General features: G+C 68.5%; 17 protein-coding genes. 11 read left to right on the plus strand and 6 right to left on the minus strand.

Annotated elements, in window-relative coordinates; all coding sequences use genetic code 11:
- Positions 1 to 49: 49 nt before the first annotated feature.
- On the minus strand, positions 50 to 652 hold the full coding sequence (locus NJE57_RS17865) for a riboflavin synthase (protein ID WP_319029865.1): 603 nt from the start codon (positions 650 to 652) through the stop codon (positions 50 to 52).
- Between the two features lie 88 nt (positions 653 to 740).
- A complete protein-coding gene (locus tag NJE57_RS17870; protein ID WP_319029866.1) occupies positions 741 to 1,442 on the minus strand; it encodes a GntR family transcriptional regulator in 702 nt (233 codons plus the stop codon).
- A gap of 293 nt (positions 1,443 to 1,735) precedes the next feature.
- Here NJE57_RS17870 and NJE57_RS17875 point away from each other — a divergent pair, with 293 nt between their 5' ends.
- Genes NJE57_RS17875 through NJE57_RS17900 form a run of 6 tightly spaced genes read left to right on the plus strand, consistent with a single transcriptional unit; the run spans position 1,736 to position 7,492 of the window.
- Entirely contained in the window at positions 1,736 to 3,154 is a 1,419-nt protein-coding gene (locus NJE57_RS17875; RefSeq protein WP_319029867.1) for an FAD-binding oxidoreductase, read from the plus strand.
- 33 nt (positions 3,155 to 3,187) lie between these two features.
- Complete coding sequence (locus tag NJE57_RS17880; protein WP_319029868.1) at positions 3,188 to 4,303, plus strand: ABC transporter substrate-binding protein; 1,116 nt, start codon at positions 3,188 to 3,190, stop codon at positions 4,301 to 4,303.
- A gap of 28 nt (positions 4,304 to 4,331) precedes the next feature.
- Complete coding sequence (locus NJE57_RS17885; protein WP_319029869.1) at positions 4,332 to 5,180, plus strand: ABC transporter ATP-binding protein; 849 nt, start codon at positions 4,332 to 4,334, stop codon at positions 5,178 to 5,180.
- Between the two features lie 2 nt (positions 5,181 to 5,182).
- Complete coding sequence (locus NJE57_RS17890) at positions 5,183 to 6,013, plus strand: ABC transporter permease (protein ID WP_319029870.1); 831 nt, start codon at positions 5,183 to 5,185, stop codon at positions 6,011 to 6,013.
- A 40-nt stretch (positions 6,014 to 6,053) separates the two neighbouring features.
- On the plus strand, positions 6,054 to 7,073 hold the full coding sequence (locus tag NJE57_RS17895) for an isopenicillin N synthase family dioxygenase (RefSeq protein ID WP_319029871.1): 1,020 nt from the start codon (positions 6,054 to 6,056) through the stop codon (positions 7,071 to 7,073).
- Positions 7,070 to 7,492, plus strand: coding sequence for a hypothetical protein (locus NJE57_RS17900; protein WP_319029872.1), 423 nt, complete (start codon positions 7,070 to 7,072; stop codon positions 7,490 to 7,492). The genes NJE57_RS17895 and NJE57_RS17900 overlap by 4 nt, the downstream gene beginning before the upstream one ends.
- A 66-nt stretch (positions 7,493 to 7,558) precedes the next feature.
- On the opposite strand, the gene NJE57_RS20050 is transcribed toward NJE57_RS17900, so the two are convergent.
- From NJE57_RS20050 to NJE57_RS17915, 3 genes are all read right to left on the minus strand, one after another.
- Positions 7,559 to 7,669, minus strand: coding sequence for an excalibur calcium-binding domain-containing protein (locus tag NJE57_RS20050; protein ID WP_413464435.1), 111 nt, complete (start codon positions 7,667 to 7,669; stop codon positions 7,559 to 7,561).
- Positions 7,670 to 8,973: 1,304 nt separating this feature from the next.
- Positions 8,974 to 9,318, minus strand: a complete 345-nt coding sequence (locus NJE57_RS17910) for a hypothetical protein (RefSeq protein ID WP_319029873.1) — start codon at positions 9,316 to 9,318, stop codon at positions 8,974 to 8,976.
- A 63-nt stretch (positions 9,319 to 9,381) separates the two neighbouring features.
- Positions 9,382 to 9,954: a dihydrofolate reductase family protein gene (locus NJE57_RS17915; RefSeq protein ID WP_319029874.1), complete on the minus strand. Its 573-nt coding sequence runs from the start codon at positions 9,952 to 9,954 to the stop codon at positions 9,382 to 9,384.
- A 95-nt stretch (positions 9,955 to 10,049) separates the two neighbouring features.
- Between NJE57_RS17915 and NJE57_RS17920 the strand changes: the two genes are divergently transcribed.
- A complete protein-coding gene (locus NJE57_RS17920) occupies positions 10,050 to 11,654 on the plus strand; it encodes an alpha/beta hydrolase (RefSeq protein WP_319029875.1) in 1,605 nt (534 codons plus the stop codon).
- Between the two features lie 82 nt (positions 11,655 to 11,736).
- Here NJE57_RS17920 and NJE57_RS17925 read toward each other — a convergent pair whose 3' ends face one another.
- Positions 11,737 to 12,762, minus strand: a complete 1,026-nt coding sequence (locus tag NJE57_RS17925; RefSeq protein ID WP_319029876.1) for an alpha/beta hydrolase — start codon at positions 12,760 to 12,762, stop codon at positions 11,737 to 11,739.
- A 66-nt stretch (positions 12,763 to 12,828) separates the two neighbouring features.
- On the opposite strand from NJE57_RS17925, the gene NJE57_RS17930 reads away from it, so the two are divergent.
- The 4 genes from NJE57_RS17930 to kdpA all read left to right on the plus strand — a co-directional run bounded on the left by NJE57_RS17930 (position 12,829) and on the right by kdpA (position 15,838).
- On the plus strand, positions 12,829 to 13,437 hold the full coding sequence (locus NJE57_RS17930) for a TetR/AcrR family transcriptional regulator (protein WP_319029877.1): 609 nt from the start codon (positions 12,829 to 12,831) through the stop codon (positions 13,435 to 13,437).
- 465 nt (positions 13,438 to 13,902) lie between these two features.
- Entirely contained in the window at positions 13,903 to 14,043 is a 141-nt protein-coding gene (locus NJE57_RS17935; protein ID WP_319029878.1) for a hypothetical protein, read from the plus strand.
- The gene (locus tag NJE57_RS17940; protein WP_319029879.1) at positions 14,040 to 14,141 is read left to right on the plus strand and encodes a potassium-transporting ATPase subunit F; all 102 of its coding nucleotides are present in this window, start codon (positions 14,040 to 14,042) and stop codon (positions 14,139 to 14,141) included. Before NJE57_RS17935 ends, NJE57_RS17940 begins: the two co-directional genes overlap by 4 nt.
- Complete coding sequence (gene kdpA, locus NJE57_RS17945) at positions 14,138 to 15,838, plus strand: potassium-transporting ATPase subunit KdpA (RefSeq protein WP_319029880.1); 1,701 nt, start codon at positions 14,138 to 14,140, stop codon at positions 15,836 to 15,838. Before NJE57_RS17940 ends, kdpA begins: the two co-directional genes overlap by 4 nt.
- Positions 15,839 to 15,841 lie beyond the last annotated feature (3 nt).

A 15,841-nucleotide genomic window follows, 5' to 3' on the forward strand; every position in this document is an offset into this window, starting at 1 on the left:
CTCGATTCGCGGGCGAGCCTCACCCGGGGGACGAGTCCGGAGCGAGGACTCAGGCGGCGGCGAGGCGTTCGAGGTATTTGGCGATCACGTCGACTTCGAGGTTGACGGAAGTGCCCACGCTCGCGGTTCCCAACGTGGTCGCGGTGAGAGTAGTGGGAATCAACGACACCTGGAACCTGTGACCGGACTCGTCCTGAGCCAGATCACTGACCGTGAGCGAGACCCCGTCCACGGTGATCGAACCCTTCTGCGCGACATAGCGGGCGAGCTCCCGGGGAAGCGACACCCAGACCTCATCCCAATGCGTGGAGGGGTTCCGACCGACGACCATGCCGGTCCCGTCGACATGCCCTTGGACGATATGGCCGCCGAGGCGCGTCGACGGTGTCACAGCCCGTTCGAGGTTGACGGCCGCGGTGACCTCCGTCTTCTGGATGGTGCTACGCCGCGTCGTCTCCTGCATGACGTCGAGGGTGAACACCCCGTCGCTTAGGAGTTCGACGACGGTGAGGCAGACGCCGTTCACCGCGATCGAATCGCCCGGCCGGGCGTCCGAGGCCACGAGCGGGCCGCGGACGGTCAGGCGCAGTGCTTCGGGCAGGTCCTGCTTGGCGACGATCGTGCCTAGTTCCTCGACGATGCCGGTGAACATTGATCCCCCTGGGGCTCGGTAGATGGTGACGACAGACGACGGCTAGCCGCGATGGCAGAGAGAGGAGCCGCAGTTGTGGGCAGCGCACTCAACTTCCTGAGGTGCCGTGCCAGCGGGCGAGTCGGTTCCGCACGTTCCTCACGTGGGCGGCCGACGCCCGCTCGGCGTCATCGGCGTCCCCCGCGATCAACGCGTCGGCGATGGCGCGGTGCTCTCGCACCGACAGCCGGGCGTATTCGTGCTCCGACCAGGCGCTAGGGAACGCCAGGCTGGTCCTGGTCTCGAACTGGGCGAGGGTGGAGAGCAACGCCGTGTTGCCCGCCGCGCGGTTGATGAGGCCGTGAAAGCTCACGTCCATGGCCATGTACTGGCTCTGGTGGGTATCGACCTCGAGCGCGGCCTCCTGCTCGGCGATCATGGCCCGCAGGACCTCGACGTCCTGTTGCGTCAACCGGGTCGCGGCCAGACGCGCGGTGAGGCCCATCAGGGGTTCTTTGACCACGTAGATCTCGATCAGTTCGGAGATCTCCAACCTGGCCACTTCGGCGCCGCGGTTGGGGGCGTGGGTCGCCAACCCGTCGTGGATCAGCCGCTGAACCGCTTCGCGGACCGGGCTGCGACTGATGTTCAGGGTGCGGGCCAGCGCCGGGACACTCAACGGTGCGCCGGGAGGCAGCTGTGAGTCGAGGATGCGTCGCCGAAGGTCCTGGTACGCGCGGTCGGCGAGCGAGCCGCTGCTCGCGTCACTCACCACCGCGAGCTCCGCGGCCGAATCCTGAACCGTCGACATGGTGTCCTCCTCGACTGGTGATCCACGCTGACCGTCGATCTGCCGTCCATCGGATGTTGCATGCAGATCCTACATGCGGAGCGCAATCTGAGCGCGCTACGCCTGTTAACTAAACCGTGACACTCCGATCAACTGCGGAAACAATCGCGCGACTACCTTAATCGGCATCGCCAGCGTTACATGCAATCGGCTCCAGAGGTTGCTTCAAGCGCATGCAGTTCGTACCCAAGCACTTTTTGCATGTAAGCAACTCGGCTGGCGCTCCACCCCACGAGCACCGAAAGGCTCCACCCATGACGACAGTTGCAGAACCACAGTCCGACTACCTGGAGGACTTCAAAGACGTCGTCGGCGCCGACCAGGTGTTGGAGGGACGGAAGATCTCCAGGTATCTCCGCGACTTCTCGTGGTACAGCCCGATTCTGGAGAACGCGCTCGCCGACACGACGGTGGACGCGGTGATCCGCCCGGGCAGCGTGGAGGAACTGACGGCGGTCGTCGCGCTGGCCGCCCGCAACCAGGTGCCCATCACCCTGCGCGGGTCGGGTACCGGTAACTACGGGCAGTCGCTCCCCCTCGAGCAGGGCATCGTCGTCGACATCAAGGGGGTCGCCGGGATCCTGGAGCTCGAGGAGGGTCGAGTGTCGGTCCTGCCCGGAACGGTGATCAAGAACATCGAGTCGGCGGCCAACGCGGCCGGCCAGGAACTCGCCGTCATGCCGAGCACGTACCGGGTCGCCACCGCGTCGGGGTTCATCTCCGGCGGGTCGGGCGGGCTCGGCGCGGCCGCGCACGGTGACCTGTGGAGCAACAACATCCTCGCGGTGGAGCTGATCACCGTCGAGGAGACGCCCCGCACGATCCGCCTGGAAGGCGACGACGTCAACCTGGTGTTGCACATGTACGGAACCGTCGGTGTGCTCACGCGCATCGAGATGCGGCTGGTGCCGATGCGCACGTACGCCGCGGACATCGTGGTCTTTGACGACTTCGAACAGTGCTGCCGGTTCGGCTGGGACCTGGTCGCCTCCGATGTCCACACCCGCCTGGCCTCGCTGCAGCAGGCACCGATCGGCGCCATGATGACTCCCATCGCAGCGCAGATCCCGGACGGTGCCCACGTCGCACTGGTGTGGTCGGACGTCGAGCACGCGGACGCAATGGCATCCCTCGCGGGCCACTATGGCGGCACCGTCACACCCTGGCCGGAGGGCACTAAGCACATCACCCAGTTCCCCTACAGCCACACCATTCTGTGGTCGCGCAAGGCCGTCCCCGATTCCTCGTGGCTCCAGTGCGAGTACGCGGCCGGGGACAGGGAGCGGTTCATCGAGCAGGTCCGCGCGGTGAGCGAGCGCTATGCGGGCGTGTTCCTCCAGCACATCGAGATCAACACCTCCCCCTCCGGCGACGTCCGCTGCATGGGCATCCCACCGCTGGTCGACCTGCCGGATCACGAGGCGGCCCTGGACGAGCTGATCGCCTACTGCACGGGGCTCGGGATCTCTCTTCTCAACCCGCACAGCTTCGTGGTGGAAGAGGGCGGCTTCGTCGGAGACACCGGCCGCATGCTCGACCTCAAGAGGGACGTCGATCCGCTGGGCATCCTCAACCCCGGAAAGCTCGGCAAGAGCTTCTTCTCCGCCCGCGACGCCACCGTCGTCGCCGCGGACCGGGACATGCGCGCTCCAGAGCAACTCGCACGGGACTGACCTCTCACCATCCTCGACACCAATCGGAGCAGCATGAACACTCACACCGGAAGACGAACCACCACCGCCCTCTGCGCTGCGCTCACGACGGTCACCCTGGCGGGGTGCAGCAGTAGCAGCGGAACCACGGCCGACTCGGCCCCCGCCGAATCCTCGTCCACGATCGGCGCCGAGCGGTGCCAGCAGAACCGCGACGCGGGCCCGATCATCTACCTGACCTCCTACGATCTGGGCGGTGGGGCCGGCGTCCTGAGCCAGGTCGCTGCAGCGGGCATGGGGTTCTACGAGGACCTGTGCCTGGATGTGGAGGTGCGACCCAAGACGGACAACAACTCGCAGATGGTCAGCGCCGGCACCGCGCAGTTCGCGGGACTGGGAAGCGCCAGCGACGTGCTGGCGGCGCAGGCCAACGGGGCGCAGGTGATGGGCATCGGTACGTTCGGCAACGTCGGCCAGGTCGCTCTGGTCACCATGGCGGACGGCCCCATCCAGACCCTGTCCGATCTCGAGGGGGCGAAACTCGGTTACAAGGTCACGATGCCGGGCCAGCTCCGGTCGATGCTCGAGGCCAATGATGTCGACTTCGAGCAGGTCGAGGCCGTCAAGGTGGGGTTCGACCCGAGCATCCTCCCCCAAGGCCAGGTCGAGGCGCTGCAGGCCTACAAGGACAACGAACCCGGGATCCTCGAGGCGGCCGGGCACGACATCACGGTGTGGGATCCCGCCGAGTTCGGCGTCGAGGGCACCTTCTCCACCACCATCGTCAACACGGCGTGGGGCGAGTCCCACCCCACAGCGGTAGAGGACTTCCTGCGCGCCACCTACCACGCCTTCAACTGGCTGCGTGAGAGCGACGAGAACCTGGCGGAGGGCATCGCCTACGCCGAATCGGTCTCGCAGGCCGGGTTCGACGCGGAGCACGAGACCACCCGCTGGCACACGTCGAGCGACCTCGTCGTGGACAACCTCCTGGACGGCCACGGGGTCGGTTACCAGTCCACCGAACTGTGGCAGCCGGAGGCGGACGAGCTGCTGGAGTTCGGCACGATCTCCGAACCTCTCGACGTCGCCTCCCTGCAGACGGCCAGGTACGTCGACGCCATCTACGACGGCTCCGAACTCATCTGGCCCGCTCCGGGCGCAGAGTAACCGTCACACCGTTCGAAGGGACGACGTCATGACCTACGTAGCGGGCACACTCCCGGCCTCAACCCCGGAGTCTGCGAACGACAGGGAGACAGCGAACGACAGGATCGAGGTCCGAGGAGTCAGCAAGAGCTTCAGAGCCGGCGGAGGGTCGTTCACCGCGCTCGACACCGTGGACCTGGACCTGCCCGAGGGGAGCTTCACCACCCTGTTCGGCCCCTCCGGGTGCGGCAAGACCACGCTGCTGCGGATCCTCGCCGGACTCCAGACCCAGGACTCCGGCACGGTGTCGCTGTTCGGGCAGACCCCCGAGGCCGCGACAAAGGACAAGAACATCGCCTGGATCCCCCAGTCGTCGGCGCTGCTGCCGTGGCGCGATGTCCGGGCCAACGCCCTGTTGTCCCAGGTGGTCAACAAGCGTGCAGACCGCGGCCGGTCCGCGACCCGCGTCGACCAGGAGGTCGAGACGGTCCTCAGCGAGCTGGGGCTCCGGGACTTCGCCCGATCGGGCCCGGCTCAACTGTCCGGCGGCATGCGGCAGCGTGCCTCGCTCGCCCGCGGGTTCGTTCACGGCGCCCCGGTGATGCTGATGGACGAGCCGTTCTCGGCGCTCGACGAGTTCACCCGGGAAGCGCTGCGGTTCAAGCTCCTCCACATGTGGGAACTGCTGCGCAAGACCGTCGTGTTTGTGACCCACTCCGCCTCGGAAGCCGTGCTGCTGTCCGATCGCGTCGTGATCATGACCGCACGCCCCGGCCGGGTGCACCGGGTGATCGACATCGACCTGCCGCGGCCCCGCGACGCGGAACTCGAGCGGTCACCGGAGTTCCACGCCAAGGTCACCGAGGTCCGCCAGGCACTACAGGAAGGGTGGACCTGATCATGGTCGCTCACGTACACGCCCCGCCGCGTACACCGGCCGCGCTCGAGTCATCCCCCGCGCGTCGACCCGCGCGCAGGCGCTCCCTGGCACGCCCATCCACGCACGCCGTCGTCGCCGTGGTGGCCCCGGCCATCCTCATCGGCCTGCTCGCGATGGCCTGGCAGTGGGTCGCCACCACCAAGGTCACAGTTCTGCCCACCCTGGGCGCAGTAGCCGCCGACTTCGCCGGGCGACCGGAGTTCTACTGGGGCCAGCTGCAGTACACGCTGACCACGGCGCTGATCGGACTGGTGATCGGAATAGCCGTGGCCTTGATCCTCGCGATCCTGATCGTGCACATCCCGATCCTCCACGCCGCGATCATGCCGATCGCCGTGGTGGTGCACGCGACCCCGATCGTGGCCATCTCGCCGGCGCTCGTGGTCGCGTTCGGCTTCGGGACGACGCCACAGCTCATCGTCGTCGCCCTGATGGTCTTTTTTCCCATGCTCATCAACGCCATCACCGGACTCAAAGCCGTACCGACGGACATGCTGGAGGTGTTCCAGTCCATGTCGGCCACCAGAGCCGACGTCTTCTTCCGGCTGCGTCTGCCCGCGAGCCTGTCCTACCTATTCGCGGCCGCGAAGACCTGCGTCACCCTGGCCATGATCGGCGCCGTGGTCTCCGAGTTCCACGGGGCCACCCGGGGCCTGGGCGCGACCATCGTGCAGGCCATGACGTACCTCGACCTGCCCCAGATGTGGGCCGCCATCGCGATGTCGGCGCTCGTGTCACTTGTCCTCCTGGGGCTGGTCAGCCTGGGCCAGAAACTCATCGTCCGCTGGTGACCCCCTGATCCCGAGACTCCCTACACACAAAGGAACGGCCATGACCACCGAACAGACCGTCGTACCCATCATCGACATCAGCGGATTCCTGGACGGGACGGACCTGGTGACCGCGCCACGGTCGATCCTCCACGCCGCGACCACCAGCGGGTTCTTCCAGATCGTCGGTCACGGCATCGACAAGGCCCAGATCGACGCCTGCTACAGCGTCGCCACCGCACTGGACGCGCTGCCGCGCGAGGTCAAGGACACCCTCCGGTCACCCTCGGGGCACCCGTTCCGGGGAATGATGACCAACTACGACCTCACGGGCGAGGTCTGCTCGGAGGGCTTCACGATCTCGCGGTTCGACAACCCGGCCGAGGCGATGAGCAACGGCGTCGCTCCGGAACACGCCGAGTATTTCGCCGACAACGTGTGGCCGCCCGTCGAGGACTTTCATCCCGTGATGACCGCGTGGTCGGCGCGCGTCCGTGAGCTGGGGTCGCAGATGATGCGGATCTTCGCGGTGGCTCTGGACCTGCCGATTGACTACTTCGACAAATACACCGAACTCGACGCCTCGACGTCCACGATCCGCCTGTATCCCGCCCGGCACACGCCGCTGGAAGAGGTGCCCACGGTGATCTTCGACGAGCACTTCGACGGCGGGATGCTGACCATGCTGCACCAGCGTGGAACCTACGAGGGCCTGCAGGTCAAGACGCTCGAGGGCGAGTGGTTCCCCGTGCCGGTGTACGAGGAGGCGTTCGTCATCAACGTGGGTGAGCTAATGACCCGGTGGACCAACGGGCAGTGGCCGGCCACCCGGCATCGCGTGGTGGCCTCCGAGGACCCGGAAGGCTACCGGCACACCCTGCCCACCTTCTACAACGTCGCCGTGGACACCGTCGTGGAGCCGCTGCCGACCGTGCTGGACGAGGACGGGCCCCGGTTCGATCCGGTGACCGTGTACGGATGGTTCCGTCGCCACCTCAAGACGACCTACCAGGAGCGCACTCACACACGCGTTTCAGCCGAAGCCGAGGCGTTCGTCGCGAGCCTGCAGGACGCGCCGTGACGGTGCCGGCCTCTGCGTTCCTCGATCATCAGGGGTACGAGACGGTCGACATCGACGCCGAGGCGGCAGCCTTGACGACAATGGGAATGACGGTGTTGAGGTGGGGCGTCCACGCCGTGACGGGCAAGCGGATCGCTCTGCTGTCCGACGGGGTCGCCTCCAAGATCGAGCTGATGGAGGTCGACGCCGTCACCGGGGTGCTGGATCACTGCGCGTTCGCGGTGGCCGAGCTGGGCGAAGCGCACGCCGGGGCGGTGAGCAACGGGTGCGCGGAGGACCGCGCGCCCTTCCGGTTGGAAGCCGCGAAGGCGCGGACCTCGTTCGTTCGGACGCCGGCGGGCCGGCTCATCCAACTGGTGCAGTACGACGACGACAGTCCCGATCGGGCGCCGTGGGATCAGCCGACCTGGTCGGAATGACGCGTACGGCAGAAGGGGGCCGACCATCGCCATGGTCGGCCCCCTCGTCTTCCTCCTAGAACTGCATCACTCGCAGCCGATACCGTCGTTGTCCCGGTCGAGCGCCGGCCGGTAGAGGGGATCCCCGCGGTAGATCGGTGCGACGCCCAGCTGCCGCGCCTCCGTGCAGTTGGCCACGTGGCGGACCGGCGCGGGAGCGGGCGGCTGGACACGGACTGGAGCCGGTGCAGGTGCAGGTGCAACGCGCGCCGGCGGCGCCGGGGGAGCCGGGGGAGCCGGAGCGGGCGCGGGAACCGGAGCCGGAGGCACGAAGGGGGTCGCCCACACGAAGGGGAACGGGAGCGCGGGCAGCGGCGCAGCCTCGGATCCCATCGGTACGGGCACCACAACAGGCGCGATGTCAGGCACCGGGACGGCCCAGGGTCCGACCTGAATCTCGGCGGCGGAGGCGGCGGGCGCGCCGAATAGCAGAGCGGCGGTCGCCAGACCGATGGCGACAAAAGGACGTGTGTTCAAGGGGACCCCTCAGGGGATTCTGAGCCGGATGAACGGCAGGGATAAGTCCCGGCTCATAATAGTGCACCAATGTTGCCCGCGCTAACGTTAGGCCAAGTAACGTCCTTCGAAGTCGTTGCAGAGGGTGCGGCGTCCGCACGACACGAAGGTAGGTCCATGGCCAGCACCAGGCGCTCCAGGAAGACCGAGCCGTTCCGCGCCACCGCCAGAATGTCCGGGCACGGCGTGAGTGCGGGGCACGACCCGCTCCGGGTATCCCGCGTCACGCCCACCCGCCGGCGACTCGCCCTCGCCCTCGCGATGGCCGGCGTGGCAGCGGCTCTTGGCACACCCACCGCCGGCGCCGATCCGTCGACTCCAGCGACCGCCGGGCCGATTCCCGGGGGCCGGCCCGGTGGACCGCAGATCGTCGTCGACGTACTCGGGCCAGCCGACCCGGGATTCTGGAATCCGGCGGTCCCCGGCACCCGGGTGCTGACCCCGATCGATTCCGACCGCCAGGTAGCTTGCTTGACGCGCTTCGTGCCGGTAATCAACTGCTGGACTGTGAATAGATTCGTACTAGCACCGGAGCATCGCCCTCTCGTGCATGTCGACGTCCCTGTGATCGGCGGGCCACCGATGCGCGTTTGGGTGGACCTGCCTCGGTGGGGCGACGGTTCCACGGGTGAAGGCTCCACGCGCGACCTGACACAGCAAGTCGTGATCTGGTGGCTCACCAACCCGACGCCGTCGTAACCAGCACTCCGTGTCGTTGGTCAGTCGAGCCGAGGGTTGCCCCCAACGCAGCGCTGCCCATAACGCCACCTATGTGCGGGCGTGGGAGCCATCGACGGATAACGCCGTGGGGGCCTGTGGTCCGGAATCCCGGCGGCTTCATCTGGAAGGTCTACCCCACCCAACGCTTCGACGCCCTGGAAGCGGTCACTCTCCGTCCTCTGACGGCGCAACATAGCCGCCGGCTATTACCGGTCGTCCTCTCTGCGGGCATCGGGCAGTCCGCTTTCGTCCAGGCCGGACCATTCGACGTAGTCGGCCCATGCGCGGTCGAAGGCGACCTGTTGGGACTCGGCGTCAGGAGGCGGCAGTCTCGTCGCGGGCCGTCGTTGCCGGAACGGCCAGAGAATCTTCACCTTCTTATTCGGCAGCGACGCCACCCTGGATGGGAGCCGCCTGATCCAGCCCGTTCGGCCCGACTGCGGGAGCATCCTGGGGGCCATTGCAGACGGCGTGCAGCCTATGTTCATCAGCGTGGGCCGCACCGCGTAGAACCCCAAGTCGGTCTCGAGTTCCTTGATGACTGCTATCACCTGTGGGCGCCCGCGACGCGCCCACGCGCCGTCCCCGGCCAGCCGGTCCCGGCCGCCGGCGCCCTACTGCTGCGCTTTCTCCTTGGGCCGGTAGACGCGGCCGAAGCTGCGCGGACTGTCGGTGTCGATCTCGACGAGTTCCCAGTCGATCCGCCGGCCGCCGGGCACGTCGAAGATGCGGATACCGTCACCCAGGAAGACGGGCGCCACGAACACCTGGAGTTCATCGATCAGGTCGTGTTCAAGCGCTTGCCGGGCGATGTCGGCGCTGATGATCTGGACGTCCCGCTCACCGGCGATCTCCTTGGCGCGGCGCACCGCCTCAGTGACGTGGCAGTCCAGGGCGATCACGCTCGGATCGTCGGCCAACTCCTCGGGACGGTGGGTGAGGATGAACTCGGTGCCGGACCAGGCTCCGCCATAGGCCTCGGCGGTGAGCTCGTCCCTCTCGTCGCGCTGGGCAGCGGCGGCGTCGTAGCCGTCCCGCCCGGCGATGATCACCGCGACGTCGGCCGCCATCCGCTCCACCGTGCCCGGGGCGAGCGGTTCGGCGGCCTCCATCCAGCTCATGTCGTGCCCGGGTCCGGCGATGAACCCGTCGATCGAACACGTGAAGCCCCACACGACCTTGGCCATCGCCCCACCGTAATCCCCAGAGCGGTGCTCCATAAGGGGCGACGACGACGAGGTACACAGCCACCGGGCCCGAGGGGCGTGACAGAGTACACACCATGAACACGCGCGCCCCGGTGTCCGCTCGTCTCCGATCCCGCCGTTCCGCAGCCGCCGTGATGGCGGCCGCGCTCGCCGCTGCCGGCCTCGTCGTCGTCACCCAGGGCGCAGTACCCGCCGCCCACGCCGAACCCGCGTGGGGCCCGTGCCCCGAGACCGTCACGACCCCGTCCGCGGTGTGCACGAGCGTGAGCGTCCCTGTGGACTACTCGGTCCCCGACGGCGACCGCATCGAGGTGACGGTGTCCAGGTTTCCGGTACGCGACCCGGCTGCCAAGCGGGGGGTGCTGTTCGGCAACGCGGGAGGTCCGGGCGGGGATTCGCTGACGTATTTCGACGACAACGAGCTGTTCACCTGGCCCCAGGCGCTGCGGGACGAATGGGACCTCATCGGCGTCCAGCCGCGCGGGCTCGCGCACGCGGGCCCGCTGCAGTGCGCGCCGCTCGACCCGGCCGACTCGGTGATGCTCGCGACCAACCTGGGCGGTGCGCACCGCGCGGCGTGCGAGCAGGGCAGCGGCGACTACTGGCGCCACCTGACCACCGAGAACACGGCCCGCGACTGGGAGGAGGTCCGCCGCGCGCTGGGCCAGGAGCGCATCTCCATCCACGGCCTGTCCTACGGCACTCTCCTCGGTTCGACGTACGCGACACTGTTCCCCCAGCACACGGACAAGCTGGTGATGGATTCGGGAGCGAACCCGGACTGGATGTGGAACGACGTGCTGCTCCAGCAGAGCGAGCCCTACAAGCGGCGGGTGCTGGCGATGTTCGACTGGATCGCCGCCAACGACGCAGCGTACGGACTCGGCGACACCCCGCTCAAGGTCTATCAACGCTGGTCGCAGCGGGTCATGGCCGAGGCCGGCACCACCCCGACCCTCGCCCCTCCGCCGGCGCGGATAGGCGACGTTCCACCGGAGTGGGCCGCGCTCGCCCAGCAGTACATGGACGGCGTCACTCTCACCGGCCCGCTGCGGGCGCAGCTCGAGGGACTGTTCAACCAACTCCGCACACCCGGCGCGATGCAGTCCAATTCCCCGATGCTCGCCGCGACCCGCGGCCTGGCCCCGCAGAGCACCGCGTGGCCGGTGATCGCCGAGTCGCTGCGCGACGGCACCCCGCTCGGCCCGCAGGACCCCCAGATGCCCGAGCCTCCGCAGGAAGCGATCATCGCCGCGAACATGCAGGCCACCGTGCTGTGCAACGAGAACCGGGTGCCGCCGCGGCCGCTGGACTACCCGGCGTTCCTGTGGACCCAGTTCGTCACCGGCGACATCTTCGACGCCATCGGCCTGACCTACAGCTCCGGTGCCGCGTGCGCCGGAGCCGGTCCTGTCACCACGCCCGTAGAGGTCCACAACGCTGGCCTGGCCACAGCGCCGCTGCTCATCAACTCAGTGGGCGATCCGCAGACTCCCTACTCTGGCGCCCTCGGGCTGGCCGAGCGCATGGGCGCGCACGTGCTCACCGTGGAGGGCGGCGATCACGGGCAGGTGGCCAAGGGGAACGCCATCGTCGACGACGCCGTGGTGCAGTACCTGCGCACCGGCCACACCGACGTGGCCCACGCGCCGGCCCCGCCGATGCCGGTGGCCGGGTAGAGGCAAGCCGGGCACGCCGGAGCTGCACGCTCGCGGCTCGGTGCTGATCAGCTCAGTCCCGGTCAGCTCAGCGCTGTTCAGCTCAGCCCTGTTCAGCGAGGAACGCCTCGATCTCGAGGGCGATCTGCGCAGCCTCCTCGGACCCCACAGCGTGCGAGGCCTCGGGGTACACCACGACTGTGCCGCTGCGCAGCACCCGCTCGGCCACCTCGGCGGCCTCCGCGGTGTCGTGCATGACGGACTGGCCGGCCAGGATCGCCAGCACCGGCATCTCGAGAGCCGCCAGGTCGTCCTCGGGGATCAGGGCCGGCTGGGGCAGCCTGATGGAGTACGAGCTCATCGCGGTCTCGATCATTCGGGCCACCGGTACGTCCTCCACCGGTGCGCCCCCGGCGGTGTAGGAGGCGAAGGAGTCCCGCCAGGACTTCGGCAGCCAGGGCACCGAGGCCGGGATCGCACGCACGGCTGTCTCGAGGGGGATCGAGCCGAAGGTGTAGGCGGGGTCGATCAGCAGAAGGCTCGCCACCCGCTCGGGGTGGTGGGTGGCCATAGTGGTGGCCGTCCACCCGCCGATGGACGGTCCGAGCAGGTGGAACTTCTCCTCCGGTAGCTCGGCCAGGGTCTGGTCGAGCCACGCGGCGTTGTCCGCGGAGTCCTCGATCGGAACCTCCTGCACGCTCAGCCCCGGCTCTCCCAGCAGGTCCAGGACGTAGACATCCCCCAGCTCCAGCAGGGAGGACATGTTGTCCGCCCAGATCGGACTGGGCGAGGACCGGCCCGGCAGCAACACGAACGGGTGCTGCGCGGGAGACTCAGTCGGGGACTCGGTGGCGGCCTCGAACCGGTAGACGCGCACGAACCCGAACCCGGTGCGCACGTCCATCGTCTCGTCCGGCACGGGCATCGCCTCCCACGCCCGCTCGTAGTCAGCCATGAACTCCTCGTACCCGGCGCGCGAGTTCCAGTGCCCCACCGGGCCAGGGGTCCGCAGCGCGAACGCCCCGGCCACCGCCGTCACCACCAGCACCAGTCCGGTGATGCGCCAGGCCCGGCGACGACGCCCCCCGCGCACGGCCCCGAGGTTGGTCTCCTGCGTCTTGTCCGCCATGACTCCCCAGAGACTCGCATTTTTGACCGATCGGTCAACTATTGGGGTCGACGGTACCATTCCGCCATGCCCACGCGCGCGTCTCAGAGCGACGGTCGGACCCGGATCGAGCGGGAGCGGCGCACCCAGATCATCGACGCCACCATCACCCTGGTGGCCGAGCGTGGATACGCCGAGGCGTCCTTGTCGCAGATCGCACGGGCCGCCGGGGTGGCCAAGGGCACCGTCGTCTACCACTTCTCCACCAAGGACGCGGTCCTGGCCGCGGCGTACCAGCAGGTCCTGACGGCTCTGGTCACCCACGTAGCGGGGCAGGTCGAGGCCGCGCCCGCCCAGCTGGCCCCGGGAGCGTACGTGCGGGCGATGATCGGGCACCTCACCGAGCACCCCGAGCAGGCACGCACGATCGTGCAGGCCGGCGTGGCCGCCGCTGCCGAGGGCGACCGGCCGCGTCCGACCGGCCAGGAGCGCTGGGCGGCCCTGGCCGAGATCCTGGGTGCGGCCGCCAGAGCTGACGGCCGCAGCACGGACACGGGCGAGCTGCGGACTCTGGCGATCCTGGCCGGCGGCATGATCGACGCGGTGGTCGAGGAGTTCCTCGAGGACCCCTCCTACGACGCGAATGCGGCGGCAGAGACGATCGTCAGACTCCTGACCGAAGCATCAGGTTCCTAGACGACGCCGTGGCGCGGCACCTGCGCACCGGCCGGGCTCGAACTCGCCGGACTGAGCCGAACCGGATGGCGCGTCGTGAGGTCGATCCTGTTCACGTTTTCCCGGGTGCCTGTGCCGCCACCGGTTCATCTGCGACCACTCGGCGAGGTCTTGACTAGCTCGGCGCACGCGATCGTCTCGACGGTTCTGCCAGGTGCAGCCGAACCTCGGAGAGAACGACGGCCCACACGTTCTGCAGGCGTGGCTCATCGGATACAACCCACAATTGGACGACGAGACCCCGGCCGACGCCATGCCGGCCACCAGCCTCAGGCAGTCAGCACGTCAGCAATGGATAAAGATCCACGCTCGGGGCGTCAAGAAGCCGTAAAGGCCACTTCCGCCGGAGGGCGCCGGGCCGCACGCTGCTTGAGCAGTGTCGGCCACCGCCGCACTGGTTCCCGAGCGAAAGTGACCGTGCCCGCGATGCTCGATATCGCCTACCTCGCGCTCATGCTGGCCTGCCTGGCCGGCTGCGTGTTCCTCGTCGACCGGCTCTCCCGGTCCGAGGAGTCCACCCCCTCCCCCGACGCCGCGTCCTGCAAAACCACGGCGGCCGGCCGATGACCGTCGCGGGCGTCACCACCGTGGTCCTGCTGGTGGTGGCGGCGAGCCTGTTGGTCTACCTGGTGCTCGCGCTGGTCGACCCGGAGCGGTTCTCATGAGTCCGGCGCTCGCCGCGGGACTGCAGGTGGCCTGCCTCCTCGGGCTGCTGGCCGCGCTGTACATCCCGCTCGGCGACTACATGGCCCGGGTGTTCACCAGCGACCGCGACCTCGGGGTCGAGCGACTGCTCTACCGGCTCGCCCACGTGGACCCGCGCCGCGAACAGTCCTGGCGCGTGTACGCGCTCGGGGTGCTCGCGTTCTCGGCTCTGAGCATGCTGGCCCTCTACGTGATCCAGCGCGTCCAGCAGTGGCTGCCGCCGCTCGGGGCCCATCAGGACGCCGTCGAACCGGCCATGGCGTTCAACACCGCCGTCTCGTTTGTCACCAACACCAACTGGCAGTCGTACACGCCGGAGCAGACCCTCACCAACCTCACCCAGATGATCGGGCTGACGGTGCAGAACTTCGTCTCCGCCGCCGTGGGCATCGCCGTGGCGGTCGCGGTGGTCCGCGGGTTCTGCCGGGTCCGCAGCAGCGTGATCGGCAATTTCTGGGTGGACCTGACCCGGGCCGTCGTCCGCGTGCTGCTCCCCCTCGGACTGATATTCGCCGCCCTGTTCCTCACCCAGGGCATGATCCAGTCGTTCTCCGAAGGCGTGGCCGTGACGGCGCTCGACGGCACTGCGCAGCAGATCTCCACGGCGCCGGTCGCCTCCCAGGAGGCGCTCAAACTGCTCGGCACCAACGGCGGCGGCGTGCTGGGGGCCAACTCGGCGCACCCGTTCGAGAACCCGACCCCGCTGGCCAACCTGCTCTCGATCTTCGCGCTGCTGCTGATCCCGGTGGCGCTCACCCGGACGTTCGGCACCATGCTCGCCGAGTCGGGGGCGGGCAGCCGCCGGCACGGGCTGATGATCCTCGGCGTCATGGCCACCCTGTGGGGCGGCATGCTCGCGGTGGTCACCTGGGCCGAGTACAACGCCACCGGAGTGGCCGCGCAGGCCGCCGGAATGCAGATGGAGGGCAAAGAGGTCCGCCACGGCATCCCGGCCTCGGTGCTGTTCGCGGTGTCCACCACGGGCACCTCCACCGGCGCGGTCGACTCGGCGCACGACAGCTACTCGGCGCTCGGCGGCGGGGCGCTCATCCTCAACATGCTGCTCGGCGAGATCGCGCCCGGCGGCGTCGGCACCGGCCTCTACGGGATCCTGGTGCTGGCCGTGCTCGCCGTGTTCGTGGGCGGGCTGCTCGTCGGCCGGACGCCTGAGTTCGTGGGCAAGAAGATCGGCCGGCGCGAGATCACCTGCGCCAGCCTGTCGCTGCTGGTCATGCCCGTGCTCGTCCTGACCGGCGTCGCGATCACGGCCGTGCTGCCGTCCGCTCTCGACGCCCAGGGCAACAGCGGGCCAGCCGGATCGCCCAACTCGGCGCACGGACTCAGCGAGTACCTCTACGCCTTCACCTCCGCGGCCAACAACAACGGCTCCGCGTTCGGCGGCCTCACCGTGACCGACCACTGGTTCCAGGCCGCGCTCGGGGTGTGCATGATCCTCGGTCGGTTCCTGCCGATCGTCTTCGTCCTGGCCATGGCCGGATCTCTCGCGGCGCAGAAGCGCAGCGACCCCGGCCCCGGCACCCTGCCGACCCACGGACCGCTCTTCGGCGGCCTGTTGCTCGGCGTCATTCTCCTGGTGGCGGCGCTGACCTTCGTGCCCACGCTCGCCCTCGGACCTATCGCGGAGGCACTCCAGTGACCG

The organism is Dietzia sp. PP-33, assembly GCF_033790845.1.
In the GTDB taxonomy this organism is placed as follows: domain Bacteria; phylum Actinomycetota; class Actinomycetes; order Mycobacteriales; family Mycobacteriaceae; genus Dietzia.